This is a genomic window from Engelhardtia mirabilis (assembly GCF_007748095.1).
Classification (GTDB): domain Bacteria; phylum Planctomycetota; class UBA1135; order UBA1135.
The window spans coordinates 6,728,258-6,743,032 of the sequence record NZ_CP036287.1; the positions used below are offsets into that span (position 1 = coordinate 6,728,258).

Sequence of the window (14,775 nt, forward strand, 5' to 3'; positions counted from 1 at the left end):
GGTGACGACACTCGCCCCATGTCAGTGGTCCCTTGCGTCGATTGGCTGAACTGGATCGCGACGTGCAGATCGGGTCCGTAGCCGCATTCGATCGGCCCGTCGGGGTCCGGAAGGCGACCTGCGCGGGTGAGCCCCCCGACGCTCGCGGTGACGCCGATCCGCCGACCGACTGCTGAGCCTCGTCGACGACGGACCGGGCGTCGGCGAACTCGTGGTCCTCGGCGTGACCTGCCGGCGCCGGGTCCCTAGCTCGCCCGGCGTTCCCCACGGCGCCCTACCCCGGCGTCGCCGCCACGTTCTCTCCAGATCGTTCCGATGCGACCCTCGTCCTCGCGACTGCTCGTGCTGTGCTGCGCGTCGTTCCTGACCGCGCTCTCGCCCAATCCCGCCCCGCTGGAGGCCGCTGCGCCCCAGGGCGGTGCCTCACCCGCCACGATCCTCCCGCTGCGTGCGCGGCCCACCGCCTGCAAGCCGTTGGCGCCCCTGCGCCTGACCCTGACTGCGCCGGAGCACGCCTCCGGAGCGCTTCGATTCGGCTATTCGGTCAATCCGCTGATCGACGTGTTGGACCTCGCGGTCGAGCTGCGGCTGCCGGACGGCGGTGCCGTGGTCAGCCACGACGCCGTGCTCCGCGGCCTGACTCTGGCCGGTGACTCGCAGCGCGGCGGCGCCGTCGTGGCCCCGCCGACCGGCCCGGGCTTCGCCCTGGAAGTCGTCGCCGTGGCGCACGTCGTGGACCCAGTGATCGAGGGCGGCATCGCCACGCTGCGCGTCACCGAGCGCCTCGAGTTCGGTGAGCTCGAGCCCGACCTGCTCGGCAGCCTTCGGACCACGGCGAGCGCTGATGGCAGCGCGCCCCTGGTCAGCCGCGACTTCGCGGCCCTGCACCGCGCATCCGCTGGCACGGGGGAAGCCCGATGAGCCGCTCGATGCTCTCCGTCCTCGTCGCCGTGGCCTGCGCCGCTGCGTCGAACCTCGCTGCGTCGAACCACGCTGCGGCCCAGGGCAGCGCCTCCGGGCAACTGCTCTACGTCGACCGCGAGTTCACGTTCTCGGGCGGGTTCACAGGCGTCGACGTCGAACGCCCGGTCCCCAAGGCGATCGTTCGCATCCTCGACGCGGGCAGCGGAGCCGTGCTGGGCTCGGGCTCCACCGATCTCAGCGGTAACTTCACCATCGCGGTGGCCGGCAGTGGACCACGCGACGTGATCGTGCGGGCGTTCAGTCTCTCGACCAACTACGGCGTGGGCCGGGTGCAGGTCGAGGACTTGTCCGGCGCCGTCTACTCCACCTCGAGCCCGATCCTCTCGATCCCCGACCTGGCCGCGCCCTTCGATGCGGGCCAGCTCGTGGCGCCCAAGGTCATCGGGCCCGGCTACGTGGGCGGGCCCTTCAACCTGCTCGATCAAGGGGTGCGCGCCATGGAGTACGTCACCTCCCTCGGCGCCGGCGGACTGCCCCTGAACCTGCTCGTGCAGTGGCCCGACAGCGGCTCCTTCGCCACCTTCAACAACGCCCACATCTCCGACGACGACGGCTTCGACGATCTCGTCGTGCTGCACGAGATCGGGCACGTGATCCACAACCTGTACTCGAGCTCCGACAACCCCGGGGGATCCCACGGATTCACCCAGAGCGACCAGGACCCGGCCCTGTCCCTGGGCGAGGGATGGGCCTCCTTCTTCGCGGGGGCAGTGCGCCAGCACCAGGGGCTCGCCAACCCGGGCTTCTACCTGGACTGCGACGGGGACGGCAGCAGCGGCCCGGGCACCGTCCAGCTCCACATGCGCTTCGAGGACGGCGCGCCCTACGCCGCCTTCACCGGCGGCGAAGCCGACGAGGGCGCGGTCTTCTGCGCCCTGTGGGACCTGGTCGACCGCGCCGACACGGACGACGGCATCCCGGGCGACGACGACCTGCTCGACGGCAGCATCGACCTCGCGCCCGGACTCGACGGCGACCAGGCCCAGTGGGCGGCTTTCACCGGCCCCGAGGTGGTGGACTCGCCCTACCTGCACGTCATCGAGTTGTGGGACGGGCTGTTCCTGGATGCGGGCGCCGACCGCTATCCGGAGCTGAGCGCGGCTTTCGCGGCCTGGAAGATCCGCGTGGAGGAGGACCTCTTCGAACCCGATGGCAGCACTGCCCAAGGCACGCCCCTGGTCCTGGGCGATGCCTGGAGTCCGACCCTGACCCTCTACGCCTCCCCATTCGACCCGCCGGTTCCAGGTGGCGGCGACGTGGACGTGTTCCTGGTGGACCTGACGGCGGGACAGGTGGTCGAAGTCGAGACCCGCTACCCCGGCGGAGCCCCGGACCACGAAACCTACTGCGATACGCGCCTGTCCCTCTTCGCGCCGAATGGCTCGATCGTGACGACAGCCTTCACCGGCGGCGCCGGCGCCAATGCCAAGTTGTCCGACGCGGTGATCGACCAGACTGGGACCTACTCGATCCAAGTCGCCGCCCAGTCGAGCTTCCGACCCACCGGCTCCTACGAGATCCGCGCGCGCGTGAACGGCTCCGTCGGTCCGCCGACGATCAGTGGCCTGTCATTGTCGACGGTGCAGACTCTCTACAGCACCGCGGCGCCGCAGGTCATCGTCAGCGGCACCAACATCGGCAGCGCGACGTCGGTCACGATCGGCGGCGCGAGCGTGGCGAGCTTCTCCGCCATCGGGCTCAGTGGCCTGTCGATCACCTTGCCGCAGTTCGCCCAACTCGGGCCCCAGGACCTGGTGGTGACCACGCCGCTGGGCGCGGCCTCGACGACGATCAACGTCGTCGCACCCGCGATCCCCGTTCTGAACATCGCCGACGGGCTCCAGTTCTGGACCTCCACCAGCCCGATCGCCGCGCGGGTCGCCGCGGCCCCGGGCGACCTGGCGTTCCTGTTCGTGTCCCTGTCGAGCCTGCCCACGTCGGTCCCGGGCGTGCTCGACCTGGACATCGGCGGCGGGATCGCGGGCCTGTTCCAGGTGGCGGTGCTGACCGGCGACTCGATCGGGCTGGCGAGCTACCAGATCCCGATCGTGCTCCTGCCCACGCAGGTGACCTTCCACCTGCAGGCGGGCGTGCTGCGGATCGACACCCTGGCCCTGCCCCTGGAGGCCTCCAACACGGCCAAAGGCAAGAAGCTCTTCTGACCGGGCGGGGCGGGGGGGAGCCCGGCTCCCCCCCGCTCACTCGCCGGCTTGCATGCGATCCAAGAGACCTTCCTGTGCCCGCAGGGCCTCGATCTCGGCGCGCGCCCGCGGCGCGCCGGCGGTCAGGTTCACCGGTCCCTCGTCCGTGACCAGAATCACGTCCTCGATGCGGATGCCGATGCCGGCGGCCGTGTCGTACAGGCCGGGCTCGACGGTGATCGCCACGCCGGGCTCCAGGCGCTTGGCGTAACTGCCGGGGTCATGGACCTCCATGCCGATGTAGTGGCTGGGACCGTGCAAGCGCAGGTCGAGCACGCCGTGGCGCTCGAAGACCGCGTTGCAGGCAGCGTCCACGTCGCCGAAGGAAGCGCCCGGCACCGAGGCCGCGATGCCGGCGACCTGGGCCTCGGCCACGATGTCGTAAAGCTCAGCGGCGCGCGGGCTGAAGCTCGCGTCCACCGGCCAGGTGCGGGTGATGTCGCAGGTCTGGTGGTCCAGCTCGCAGGCGTAGTCGACCAGCAGCACCTCGCCCGGCTCGAGGCGCTTCGACACCTCGCTGTAGTGCAGCACGCAGGAGTTCGCCCCGGCACCGACGATGGCGTAGTAGGCCGGCCCGGTGCCGCCCTGGAGCCGGTGCACGAAGGTCATCAGCGCGTCGATCTCCCACTCGTAGAGGCCCGCGCGGGTGGAGCGCACGGCCTCGAGGATGGCGGCCACGCTGGCGTCCGCGGCGCGCCGCAGGGCGGCGACCTCTTCGGGCGTCTTGATCCGGCGCAGCTCGGCGATCTGCGCCGAGCAGTTCTCGACCTTGGCGCCGAAGCGCTCCTCCAGGGCCTGGGCCAGGGCGCGCTCGCGACTGGGGCGCCCGTCCAGGGGATCGCGCTCGATCTCGCGGTTGTAGGGCCAGGCGCGATCGGTGGCCCCGGCCAGGGTCACCCAGGGGTCGCGAGGCACGTGGAGCGTGAGCTCGCCCTCGGCCGCCAGCTGCTCGAGGTCCTTCAGCAGCGCACGCTCGGGCCGCACGTCGGTCACCCCCGCCGCGGCCCGGGCCCATTCGTCGCCGGTGTCCCAGCGCGGCCCCTCCCACTGCTCGACCTGGGGCCGGGCGTCGGGCAGGTAGAGGATCTCCGTCTCGCCGGCCGCGTCCATCAGCAGCGACGCGCCCGGGCTCTCGATGCCGGTGAAGTACCAGAACACCTTGTCCTGGCGGAAGGCCACGTAGTCGCGCGTGGCCGGCAGGCCGCGCAGCAGGATCCAACCGCCGTCGACGACCTCGCGCAGGGCGGCGCGGCGACCGGCGTGGAAGTCCCGGCCGAGGCCGACCTCCGGCACCTGGGCCGCGGGGACCGCGTCGTCGTCGACGATCGGCGCGGCCAGGGATGTGGACGAGAGCGCGAGGAGTGCGACGGCCAGGCGGATCGTGGGCTGCATGGTCGGCCGAGGATAGCGATGCACCCTCGACCTCGGGCGGGACGCCGTCACAATGCCCGCCATGCGTATCGACGCCCCGCTGCTCGAAGGCCGCTTCCAGCGCCGCTACAAGCGCTTCTTCGTCGACGTCGAGCTCGACGACGGCTCGGTGGTCACGGCCCACTGCCCCAACACCGGCAGCCTCAAGGGTTGTCTGGTCGAGGGCGCCCAGGCCTGGTTGCGCGACAGCCAGTCGGAGACTCGCAAGCTGCGCCACACCTTCCAGGCGATCAAGATCGGGCGCTCGTGGGTCAACGTCGACACGGGCCTGCCGAACAAGGTCGTGCGCGCCGCCGTCGAGGCGGGGCAGATCCCCGAGCTGACCGGCTACGCCTCGGTACGGCCGGAGGTCAAGTACGGCACGGGCAGCCGCATCGACCTCTTGCTGGAGGACGACGATCGCCCGCCCTGCTACGTGGAGATCAAGAACACGACCCTGGCCGAGGGCCGCACGGCGCGCTTCCCCGACGCCGTCACCTCGCGCGGGCTCAAGCATCTCGGCGAGTTGACCGAGGTCGTGCGCCAGGGCATGCGCGCGGTGCAGTTCTTCTTCATCAGTCGGGCCGACGTGGATTGCTTCCGCCCCGCGGACGACATCGACCCGGCCTACTGCGCGGGCCTGCGCGCGGCGGCGGCGGCGGGGGTCGAGGTGCTGGCCTACTCGTCGCAGGTGCGCCGCGATCGATTGGCCGTGGCCGAGCCGCTCGAAGTCCTGCTCGACTGACGGACCGACCCTTGCGACTGACCCTGTTCGACCTCGACGGCACGCTGACGCCGCGCGACACGGAAGTGGAGTGGGCGACGCTCCTGGGCGAGCGGGGCCTGATCGACCCCACGCCCCACGTCAAGTTCTGCGCGGACTACCACCGCGGCGAACTGGACCTGGACGCCTACTTCGCCTGGTACACGGCCATTCTGCGCTCCCACGAGTTGGAGCTCTTGACCGAGCTGCGCGACGAGTTGGTCGCTGAGCGCATGCTGCCCAGCGTGCCGGCGGTGGCGCGGGGCTGGCTCGCGCGGGCGCGGGCGGAGAGCGACGCGGTGCTGCTGGTGACCGCCAGCAACCACTTCCTGACCTGGCCGATCGGTGCGGCGCTGGGCGTCGACGCGACCCTCGGCACGCGCTACGAGGAACGCGATGGCGCGTTCACCGGGCGCCAGGTGGGGCCGGCCTGCCTGCGCGAGGGCAAACGGCTGCACGTGTCCGAGTGGCTCGCGAACGGCGGGCTCACCTGGGACGACCTGACCCACAGCCGCTTCTACAGCGACTCGCACAACGACCTGCCCCTGCTCGAGGCCGTGGCCGAGCCGATCGCGGTCGACCCCGATCCGATCCTCGCGCGGGTCGCGGCCGAGCGGGGCTGGCAGGTCCTGAGCCTGGGGCCGGAGTCCGCTTGAGACCGGCAGCCCGGCCCAGGATCACGAGCGGACGTGTTCGCCCGCGTGAGCCGGAGCGCCGATATCGACTGCTCCGGCGCGGTGCACGGGTCCGCGCAGGATGCCGCCCTTCGCTGATCGGGCTATCCCGGGGCTAGACTGCCCCCATGCCCCTGCGATTGGTCGCGATCCGCGTTCCCCTGGCCCGAGCCGGGCTGGTGCGGAGCGTCGTCGAAGCCGCGGGCTACGACGCCCTGTGGTTGGACGAGAACGAGTCGCGCGCCTACTGCCAGGTGGTGGTCGACCGCCAGGACGTGGCGCCCCTCTTGGACGAGTTGAGCAATCACTTCCCGGGCGAGTCGGACCTGCACGCGGCCGTGCTCGAAGTCTCGGCGGTGCTGCCCGAGCGCGCGCGCGAGGACCCCGAGCCCGAGCCCAACCAAGCCCCGCCGAGTCGCTGGCCCTGGCGTTCCACCCGCTCCGTCAGCCGTGAGGAGCTCAAGACCCAGTTGGCCCAGGGCGCGGAGGTCGACGACGTCTTCCTGATCACGGTGCTGCTGTCGGCCCTGGTGGCGGCCGTGGGGCTGGTGCAGGGCAACGTCGCGGTGGTGGTGGGCGCAATGGTGATCGCACCCCTCCTGGGCCCGAACATGTCCCTGGCCCTGGCCACGACCCTGGGCGACGGCGAGCTGTTCAGCCGCTCGATCCGCTGCAACGCCGTGGGGGCCGGCGCGGGGCTGGGGCTGGCGATCCTGATCGGCGCGCTCTTCCCCCTGACCGAGCCCTTCGGAGTCGAGGTCGCCTCCCGCACCCACCTGGGCTTCGCCGACCTGGCCCTGGCCCTGGCGTCGGGGGCCGCCGGCGCCCTCGCGCTGACGGCCGGCGCCAAGAGCTCTCTAGTGGGCGTGATGGTGGCCGTGGCCCTGATGCCGCCCCTGGTGGTGACGGGCATGCTGCTGGCCAGCGGCCACCCGGGCGCGGCCGGGTCCGCCGCCATGGTCGTCGCCGCCAACGTGATCTGCGTCATCCTGGCTGCGGTGGCCACCTTCCTGGGCCGGGGCATCCGGCCACGGGCTTGGTGGGAGGCCGAGGCGTCGGCGCGGCGCTCCAGGCACGCGCTGACGGTCTGGATCGCCCTGCTCGCCGTGGCCGCGGTCTTCATCGCCGCCACCGAGTTGGGCTGGCTGGAGACCTGACTCGGGGTCCGGCGCCCCTGAGGCGCGGCGCAGCTCCAGGAGCCCATTCGAGGGGTCCGGTCCAGATTCGGCCGATGGTCTCAAGCGGGGCCGGTGGTCCTCCGATCCCTCAGGGTCTGGAAGAGGTACCCATGCGAGTCCCCACTCTGCCCCACCGCATGTCTGGCCGCAGCGGCATGTCCATGCTCGAGCTCGTCGTCTGCTCGACGATCCTGCTCGTCAGTGTCATGGCGGCGGCTCACGCCCAGTTGGATGCGAACCGGCTCATGACCGAAGCCCAGCAGACCAACGTGGCCGTTGGCGTCGTCCATGCGGCCCTGGAGTCGGTGCTCGAGGTCGACCTGGAACAACTGGTAGCCGGCGAGGCGGCGGTGCAGATCGGCGGCGAGGTTCCCGTGGCCCAGGATCTGCTCGCGGGACAATCCGTCGTGCTCGACACCCCCGGGTTCGACCCCGCCGCCGACGACATGCCCGATTCCCTCGAAGTCCGCACCACCTTGACCTGGACCTCGCTGACCGGCCACCAGCGGCAGATGACCATGGCGGGGGTGCTGCGTTGAGGCCTGCGGGTGCGCGGTCGCGACGGGGCTTCACGCTGATCGAGATCTCGATCACCTTGACCCTGTTCGGTTCGATCGTGGGCGCTTTCCTGTTGGCGACGACGCGCAGTCGCTCGTTGACCGACACCCAGTCGATCCGGCTCGATCTCGAAGCCGAAGTCCTCGACGTGGTCCGCAACCTGCGGCGGGAGCTGGGGCGCTCGGGCTACGCGACGGTCGACGGCCAGGACTTCCCGCTGATCTTCGACCCGGGCCAGAGCGTCCTGGTCGACTTCCAGCACGACGACCCCCAGGCGCTCAGCGAGGTCGATCCGACCGAGCTCGCCTACCTGGTGGCCAGCGACGCCGACGGCGACGATTGGCCCGACCTCGACGCTGACAACGCGGTCCAATGGTCCGACGAGCGCCGCGCCCTCTTGCTGGTGCCCAACGCGCAGGGATTCAACGATCTCGTGCTGCGCTCGACCGAAGCGGCTGATCGCATTCTCTCCCGCCGCGCCCTGTATCTGCGCTGCGAGACGACCTCGGACACCGGCTTCGAGATCCCCTTGCGTGGGGTGCGAGTGCAATTCGTCCTGGGTCGCCAGGAACCCAATGGGCGCGAGTTGACGCGCACCTCGACGGAAGTCTTCGTACTTGCCAACGGAGGACTCGGAGTTTGAAGCTACGCACCTCGCAACACCTCCACGGAGCGCGCCGACGGCGGGGCTCCCTGCTGGTTTGGACCGCCTTCATCGCCATGGCGGTCTTGGCCACGACCATGGTCTCCGTCTCGGTCTCGGGCTCCGCCAGCCGACTGGCCCAGGGCAACGCGCGGCGAGTTGCCGCCGAAGAGGTCGCTGCGGCCGCCGCCGAGGAGGCCGCAGCGCGGATCAAGACTTCCCTGATGGTCGGTGAAGAGGTGCCGGCCGACGGCAGGCTCGTGATGACTACCGGCAGCGGGAGCTACACGATCGAGACCGTGGGCGCGATGACCACGACGAAAGACGATTCCGGCCTGACCGGCAACGATCAGCTCTATCGCATCGAGGCCTTCGGCGAACACGAGGGCACGCGCAGCCGCGTCCGCCGACTGGTCGTGGCGCGCTCCGTGCCGATGTTCCAGTACGCCCTGATGCACGAGAACGATCTGATCTTCTGGAACCCGGCACCCCTGGAGATCAACGGTCCAGTCCACACCAACGGCGATCTGCACATCCTTTCGCGCCGCGATCTGGTCTTCAACACCAACGTGATCCGCGTCGCGGGCGAGGTGCACCTCGGTGCGCCCTGGGACGAGTGGTACGAGGGTTGGGAGGATTGGTGGGAAGGCCAGGCCGTGGATCCGCAGATTCGGCGCTGGGTCGAGGACCCCTTCCACCCCGGCGAGCCCGAGGAGTACGAGACCCTGCCGACCCGCGACAGCCTGCGCGACATGGGTATCGACGCCGACAACGGCCTCGACTCGAGCTTCACCGAAGGCTACGACGCGAACGACGACGACGACTTCGACGACTGGCAAGACATCGCGCCCTACATGGCCGAGGTCCTGGAGCGCTTCTCGCCGCCGGATGGGTACAAGGGCGACGGCACCGGCAACACGCTGCAGAGCGTCGAGCACGGCGACCACCAGGTGGAGATGCCGCCGCTGGAGTCGTTCGAGATGTACGTGGAGGGCGATGACCTGATGTGGGACGACCTGACTGGCACCTACATCGAGGCCACGCCAGGGAACGGCACCCACTCCAAGGGCACCTGGTACGCCAACGCCGACCTCTCGATCATCAGCCACGAGGACGGTAGCTGGAACGCCTACGACAAGGAGGGCAACGACCTCACCGCCGAGATCTCCGACGCCATCGAGGCCTCCGAGCTGTACGACGCCCGCCAGGCGGACGGCAGCGACGAGTACATCCAGAACACGATCATCGACCTCAAGCGTCTGGGCCAACTGGGCTACTTCCCGGCCAACGGCCTGCTGTACCTGGCGGGCGAAGGCGCCGGTGAGGGTACGGACGTGAAGGGCTTCCAGCTCACCGAGGGCAAGCACCTCAAGGGTGACCTGACGGTCGTCTCGCCCAACTCGATCTACATCCACGGCGACTACAACTTCGCCAGTGAGAACCCGGCCGCGGTGATGGCGGACTCGATCAATCTGCTGTCGAACGATTGGGACGGGACGAAGGAGCCCGGCGAGCTGCCGAAGGCCAGCGACACCATCTACAACTGCGCGATGGTGATGGGAGACTCGCGCCCCGAGGCCGGCTACCAGAACGGCGGCGCGGTCAACCTCGCTCGCTACCACGAGGACTGGTCGGGTGGGGTCGAGGCCGCGATCCACGGCTCGATCGTCTGCACCGGCTACAGCCGCTACGCGACCGGCAAGTTCGTGCTCGGTGACGACTACTACCTCGCCCCCAGCCGGGTCTGGACCTTCAACGAGGACTTCACGGACCCGGAAGAGCTGCCCCCCTTCACACCTTCCTTCGTCAACGTCTACGACGCTGCGATCTGGTGATCAACGCCCCCGTCGCCATGAAACCCAATCGACGTACCCGCATCCTGGTCGACCGGGACCTGCAACTGCGCTTCGCGCTGATCGTGCTGCTGGCTTCGACCAGCGCCGTCTTCATCCAGACGGCCCTGACCAGCTTCATGATCGGCCGCCTGGCCGAGCAATTGCCCAATGACGGTCGGGCCCTGATGACCGACGTGCCCGGAGCCCTGGCGCTCAACGCAGGCATCACCCTGGCAGTCACGGTCCCGTGGCTGGTGTTCCTCTCGCTCCTGGGCACCTTCCGCGTCTTCGGCCCGATGGTCGGCTTCCGCAACTTCATGCGCGACGTGGCCGCGGGGCGTCGGAGTTCCGCACTCACGATCCGCAAGGGCGACCACCTGCAGGACGTGTGTGACCTGCTCAACGAAGTGACGGAGCCTCTGCGGGCGGACATCGCCGAGCGCCAGGGCAAGGGCGACGACGAGTCGAGTTCCGGAGCGATCGACCGAGCGGCGTAGGCGGACGTCAGGTGCCAGGCACAAAACCGCGGCCTACGCCGCGGGCGGCTACATGGAAATCTGGAACTCGTCCTCGTCGGAGATCGGGTACTGGGGCCCGCCGGGCCCGCCGATGCGCTCCTTCCAGGGGTCGGCGCGCTTGGGCCGCACGACCCGCGAGCTGACCGCCAGGGCCGCCGCGTAGCGCGCTCCGTCGAAGATCTGGCGCACCACGACCGTGGTCACGGTCAGCCCCAAGAGGGCGAGCACCCGCCACAGGCTGGCCGACTCGCGCAGGCCCTCTTGCAGTAGCGGCCCGGCGATCGCCCCGCAGCCCAACAGGAACGCGAAGTCGACCACGAACAGGAGCGCCATCGGACGCAGGGTCTGGATCGGGTGGCGCAGGATGGTCCCGAGCGCGCGCAGGGAGCCGAAGACGACCGAACTCTGGCTCTGCAACGCGATCCGCACGCGGGTGTAGGTCGCCCAGGTCCACAGGCCGGACAAGGTCAGGGCGTAGAGGCCGTCCTGGAGCCAGACCAGGCGACGCACGGTCAGCTCACTGGTGGCGAACTCGCTGTCGCCGCCGGGCCAGCCCATCCAGCCCTCGAGCACGACCTGGCGCCAGGTATCGCCAAGGAACAGACGCCCTGCGATGTCGGTCAGCACCAGGAACAGCAGCGACAGGCGCACGAAACGCCAGAAGTAGCGCACGCCCCCGTGGAAGTAGCGCCGCGTGACACTGGTGCGCGAGGGGTCGAGCAGGGTGCCGAGCCAACCGCCGGCGGTGAACACGCCGAAGAAGACTGCCACCAATGCCAGCCAACCGGCCGTGGTCGCGAGGGAGTCGTAGAGCTGCGACAGTCCCTGTGCCTGGTCGGTGCGGAAGGTCGCGTCCATGTTGAACGCCTGACTGCCGGGGGCATAGCGCGTGGCCACCGTGTCGGCGACCCAGGCGTGGGTCGGCAGGGTCACCACCAAGGCCAGGGCGCACACGCCGATGGAGCTGAAGACCCAGGCCATCGGTCGCACGAAGGCACGCCGCAGGGCGACGAGAAAGACGGGCGTGTCGAGGCGGGCGCGCCCGCGTTCGGAGGACAGTTCCATGGTCAGCCCCCGAAACCCTTGTACCAGTGCATCGCGTGGGCCGCTTGGCCGAACACGCGCTCGGCCCAACGCAGGGCGGTGACCGACTCGGAGTCCGCATACCACTCGTTGTTCGAGCGGTCGGTATCGATGAAGTAGCCGCGGTCGGGGTCGACGGCGGCGCTCTTCAACTTCGAGGCGCTGGCGTAGGTGAGCTTGATCCAGCGCCGCCCGAGCTGTTCTTCGCGGGTCCAGGTGTACTCCTCGATGGCCCCGTCCTCGAACTCGAGGCGCACGAGCACCGGTAGGGAGAGGGAGCCGCTGCGCTCGACGGTCACTTCAACGGTCCACGGGCGGTCCGGGCCGTCCGTGTCGGAGCTCGCGGCGCTCTCGGTGGAAGAGTCGTCGGAGTCGGAACCAGCGGGACCATCCAAGGTCGTCGGTCCACCGGTCGCGGCTGGGCTCGCATCCTCTGCGCCCCCGGCAGCCGCTGCCCTTCCGCCGCCGATGTCGCCTCCGTCCCCGGCCCCTCCGTCCCCGGCCCCTCCGACGCCCGGCTGCTCCGCCGGCTCCAGGCCCAGCTCACCATCACCCGCCTGCGCCTCATCGGCGCTCGGGTCGGAGCCCGCTTCCTCGATGACGAAGCGCCCGTCCTCGTCCATGAAGGCGCCCAGCTCCGCGCCCTCGCGACGCTGGGACACCCCGATCGACCAGTCGACCGTGCCCGTCCCGCGGAACATCTCGTCGAAGTACCAGCCGAGCTCGAGGTCGAGCCCGGTGCCCTGCTCGAACGAGTTGAAGAAGTCGTCGGGGTAGGGATGGCCGAAGCGCCAATCCCGGGCGAAGGCCCGCATACCGCGCAAGAATGCCGAGTCGCCGTCCTGACCCGAGGCCGCGCTCAGGAAGGCCGGCGTCGAGCGCAGGACCGTCGCCGTGCGCGCATAGGTGTTGGTGTAGTGGCTGCCGCGATCGACCGAGTTCCAGGCCCAGTTGTCGATCGGGTCGCGGTCGGCGTTCGAGAGGTAGCCGCTGCGGTCACTCCAACGGGGGTCGCTCTCGCGCGGCGCCGCGGTCAGCAGCGGTTGGTCGCGCCACCAGTCGACGAAGCCGCTGGAGCGCACCGGTCGAACCTGGGCGAAGTCGTCCAACCCGAGCCACTCGAGGGGCGGAACGGGCACTCGCCGCAGGGCCATGGCGCTGCCCGCCGAGCCGGTGCCGACGCGCAGGAGCCGCACGCCGCGCAGGGGCACCCCGCCGTAGCTGGTGGTGTCTTGGCTGTCGCCCCAGACCCGAGCGATCACCTCGGAGTCGGCGTAGGAGTTGAGGCCCTCGTCCAGCCAGGCGGCCTCGAACTCGTTGTTGCCCGAGAGCATGTAGAACCACTGGTGCCCAGCCTCGTGCACGGTGACGCCCTCGGGCGAGTGCATCCAGGGATGGCTGAACAGGCGCGTGCCCGCGGTGAAGATCGTCGGGTACTCCATGCCGCCCGCGGCCGAGGCGCCCCACGCGGGGTCGACCACGGTGATGCGCTCGAAGGGGTACTCGCCGAACCACAGGCCGTAGAAGAACAGCGCGGCACAGGTGGCGTGGATGTGGCGATCGGCTTGGACCTCGCGCTCGGGCTGGATCAGCGCCTCGACGGTCACCTCGCGCAGGCCGGGAACGAAGTCCTCGCCGAAGGCCCGGCGCGCCCGCTCGACCTCTTCGGGGTAGCGGTCGGCCCACTCCTGGAAGCGGAAGGTCTTGGACTTGGTGTAGAAGTCGGGATCGGCCGTCCACATGAAGTCGTGGACCAGGAGCTCGCGGCCCGACTCCGGATCGGGGCGCTCGCGGTCGTCCATCGACGGCGCCGCAAAGCTGACCTCGACCCGATCCCCGCGCGCGAGCTCGCGCGTCTCCACGCCGCTGGCATAGACCCGATCGGCGAACTCGGCCGGCAGGTCGAGCACCACGTCGTAGGTGCCGTAGTCCGCGTACCACTCACTGAAGGCGTGGAACTGGTGGCAGTTCCATCCGCGCCCCTCTTCGTAGACGCCGAGCTTCGGGAACCACTGGGCGACCAGCAGGAAGTCGTCCTTGGTTCCGGTGCGGCGGCGCACCCGCGGCAGGCGCGACGACCAATCGACCAGGACCTCGGCGGTCTCCCCGGGCTCCACGGCCTCGGGCAGCTCGACCCGGAACACGGTCCGGTCGGCAGTGTTTCCGTCGGTGGGCTGCTCCCAGGTCAGGCTCGGCGCGAGGTCCAGCTCGCTGCCGTCTGCCCGCCGCAGCCGGATCGACTCGATCTCGCTCCAACCCCAGCCGTCGGTCATCAGGTGACCGCGCAGGCGCCCGCCCGCCGCGGTCAGGTGGGTGGTGCGGTTGTTCGCGAAGGCGTTGAGGTAGAGGTGGAACCACAGCTCCTCGACCGAGTCCGAGGTGTTGTTGGTCCAACGCAGGGTCTCGCGGCCGGACAGGTCGAAGCGCGGCTGGCCGTCGACGACGATCGGCTCGACCCGCGCCCGGATGGTGTAGTCCGTGCGGCAGCGGCCGCCCGCGCCCAGGGTCTCGAGGACCGGCCCCTGGACGAAACTGTCGCGCCGGGGCCCGCCGCCGCTCTCGACCCGCCTGGGCTGCGGGGGTCCTTCGGGCTCTTGGAGGCCCGCGCCCTGGGACTGTGGGCTCCCCTGGACTGGGGCGACGAACTCCACGGACCCGGAACTATCTTCCCCCTCCTGGCACGCCGCTGCGGCCGGAGCCAACAGCAGGCAGGCCAGGCCGGCCGATGAGAGTAGCTCGATCAGCCCCGTGAAGGGCGGCTGCCCGGCGCCGGTGCCCGTGGCTCGATGGCTTCCTAAATCCATGCAGGATAGAGACTTGAGCCGCAGGGACGAGGGAGGCGAGAGGCCCCACGGGCACGCCCAGGATTCTAGGCGAATCCGCTCATGCCCGCACGGAGGGCTCCGATAAAGAGGCTGGCCTCAGGAC

The 14,775-nt window shown here is 70.1% G+C and carries 12 protein-coding genes; 9 read left to right on the forward strand and 3 right to left on the reverse strand.

What is annotated here, in order from left to right:
- Positions 1 to 315: 315 nt before the first annotated feature.
- Together Pla133_RS24775 and Pla133_RS24780 are read left to right on the forward strand one after the other, a co-directional pair.
- Positions 316 to 921 carry a hypothetical protein gene (locus Pla133_RS24775; RefSeq protein ID WP_145070392.1) on the forward strand — a complete coding sequence of 202 codons (606 nt, stop codon included), beginning with the start codon at positions 316 to 318 and terminating at the stop codon, positions 919 to 921.
- An 8-nt stretch (positions 922 to 929) separates the two neighbouring features.
- Positions 930 to 3,146, forward strand: a complete 2,217-nt coding sequence (locus Pla133_RS24780; RefSeq protein WP_145070395.1) for a hypothetical protein — start codon at positions 930 to 932, stop codon at positions 3,144 to 3,146.
- Positions 3,147 to 3,182: 36 nt separating this feature from the next.
- On the opposite strand, the gene Pla133_RS24785 is transcribed toward Pla133_RS24780, so the two are convergent.
- Positions 3,183 to 4,577, reverse strand: a complete 1,395-nt coding sequence (locus tag Pla133_RS24785) for a M24 family metallopeptidase (RefSeq protein ID WP_419191942.1) — start codon at positions 4,575 to 4,577, stop codon at positions 3,183 to 3,185.
- A gap of 61 nt (positions 4,578 to 4,638) precedes the next feature.
- Here Pla133_RS24785 and sfsA point away from each other — a divergent pair, with 61 nt between their 5' ends.
- The 7 genes from sfsA (at position 4,639) to Pla133_RS24820 (ending at position 10,743) form a co-directional block, all read left to right on the forward strand.
- Complete coding sequence (gene sfsA / locus Pla133_RS24790) at positions 4,639 to 5,340, forward strand: DNA/RNA nuclease SfsA (protein ID WP_145070398.1); 702 nt, start codon at positions 4,639 to 4,641, stop codon at positions 5,338 to 5,340.
- A gap of 11 nt (positions 5,341 to 5,351) precedes the next feature.
- Positions 5,352 to 6,014 carry an HAD family hydrolase gene (locus Pla133_RS24795; RefSeq protein ID WP_419191943.1) on the forward strand — a complete coding sequence of 221 codons (663 nt, stop codon included), beginning with the start codon at positions 5,352 to 5,354 and terminating at the stop codon, positions 6,012 to 6,014.
- A 146-nt stretch (positions 6,015 to 6,160) separates the two neighbouring features.
- Positions 6,161 to 7,189: a TIGR00341 family protein gene (locus tag Pla133_RS24800; RefSeq protein WP_145070401.1), complete on the forward strand. Its 1,029-nt coding sequence runs from the start codon at positions 6,161 to 6,163 to the stop codon at positions 7,187 to 7,189.
- Between the two features lie 131 nt (positions 7,190 to 7,320).
- A complete protein-coding gene (locus tag Pla133_RS24805; RefSeq protein WP_145070403.1) occupies positions 7,321 to 7,749 on the forward strand; it encodes a type IV pilus modification PilV family protein in 429 nt (142 codons plus the stop codon).
- On the forward strand, positions 7,746 to 8,411 hold the full coding sequence (locus tag Pla133_RS24810) for a PulJ/GspJ family protein (RefSeq protein WP_145070405.1): 666 nt from the start codon (positions 7,746 to 7,748) through the stop codon (positions 8,409 to 8,411). Before Pla133_RS24805 ends, Pla133_RS24810 begins: the two co-directional genes overlap by 4 nt.
- A complete protein-coding gene (locus Pla133_RS24815; RefSeq protein ID WP_145070407.1) occupies positions 8,408 to 10,246 on the forward strand; it encodes a hypothetical protein in 1,839 nt (612 codons plus the stop codon). Before Pla133_RS24810 ends, Pla133_RS24815 begins: the two co-directional genes overlap by 4 nt.
- A 17-nt stretch (positions 10,247 to 10,263) precedes the next feature.
- Positions 10,264 to 10,743 (forward strand): hypothetical protein, encoded by a 480-nt coding sequence (locus tag Pla133_RS24820; RefSeq protein WP_145070409.1) that lies wholly within the window; start codon positions 10,264 to 10,266, stop codon positions 10,741 to 10,743.
- 48 nt (positions 10,744 to 10,791) lie between these two features.
- On the opposite strand, the gene Pla133_RS24825 is transcribed toward Pla133_RS24820, so the two are convergent.
- A complete protein-coding gene (locus Pla133_RS24825) occupies positions 10,792 to 11,829 on the reverse strand; it encodes a hypothetical protein (protein ID WP_145070411.1) in 1,038 nt (345 codons plus the stop codon).
- 2 nt (positions 11,830 to 11,831) lie between these two features.
- A complete protein-coding gene (locus tag Pla133_RS24830; RefSeq protein WP_145070413.1) occupies positions 11,832 to 14,651 on the reverse strand; it encodes a M1 family metallopeptidase in 2,820 nt (939 codons plus the stop codon).
- Positions 14,652 to 14,775: the final 124 nt, after the last annotated feature.

Coding starts and splice junctions, on each gene's coding strand:
- Pla133_RS24775 (WP_145070392.1), top strand. CDS start 316: ATGCGACCCTCGTCCTCGCGACTGCTCGTGCTGTGCTGCGCGTCGTTC.
- Pla133_RS24780 (WP_145070395.1), top strand. CDS start 930: ATGCTCTCCGTCCTCGTCGCCGTGGCCTGCGCCGCTGCGTCGAACCTC.
- Pla133_RS24785 (WP_419191942.1), bottom strand. CDS start 4,577: ATGCAGCCCACGATCCGCCTGGCCGTCGCACTCCTCGCGCTCTCGTCC.
- sfsA (WP_145070398.1), top strand. CDS start 4,639: ATGCGTATCGACGCCCCGCTGCTCGAAGGCCGCTTCCAGCGCCGCTAC.
- Pla133_RS24800 (WP_145070401.1), top strand. CDS start 6,161: ATGCCCCTGCGATTGGTCGCGATCCGCGTTCCCCTGGCCCGAGCCGGG.
- Pla133_RS24805 (WP_145070403.1), top strand. CDS start 7,321: ATGCGAGTCCCCACTCTGCCCCACCGCATGTCTGGCCGCAGCGGCATG.
- Pla133_RS24820 (WP_145070409.1), top strand. CDS start 10,264: ATGAAACCCAATCGACGTACCCGCATCCTGGTCGACCGGGACCTGCAA.
- Pla133_RS24825 (WP_145070411.1), bottom strand. CDS start 11,829: ATGGAACTGTCCTCCGAACGCGGGCGCGCCCGCCTCGACACGCCCGTC.
- Pla133_RS24830 (WP_145070413.1), bottom strand. CDS start 14,651: ATGGATTTAGGAAGCCATCGAGCCACGGGCACCGGCGCCGGGCAGCCG.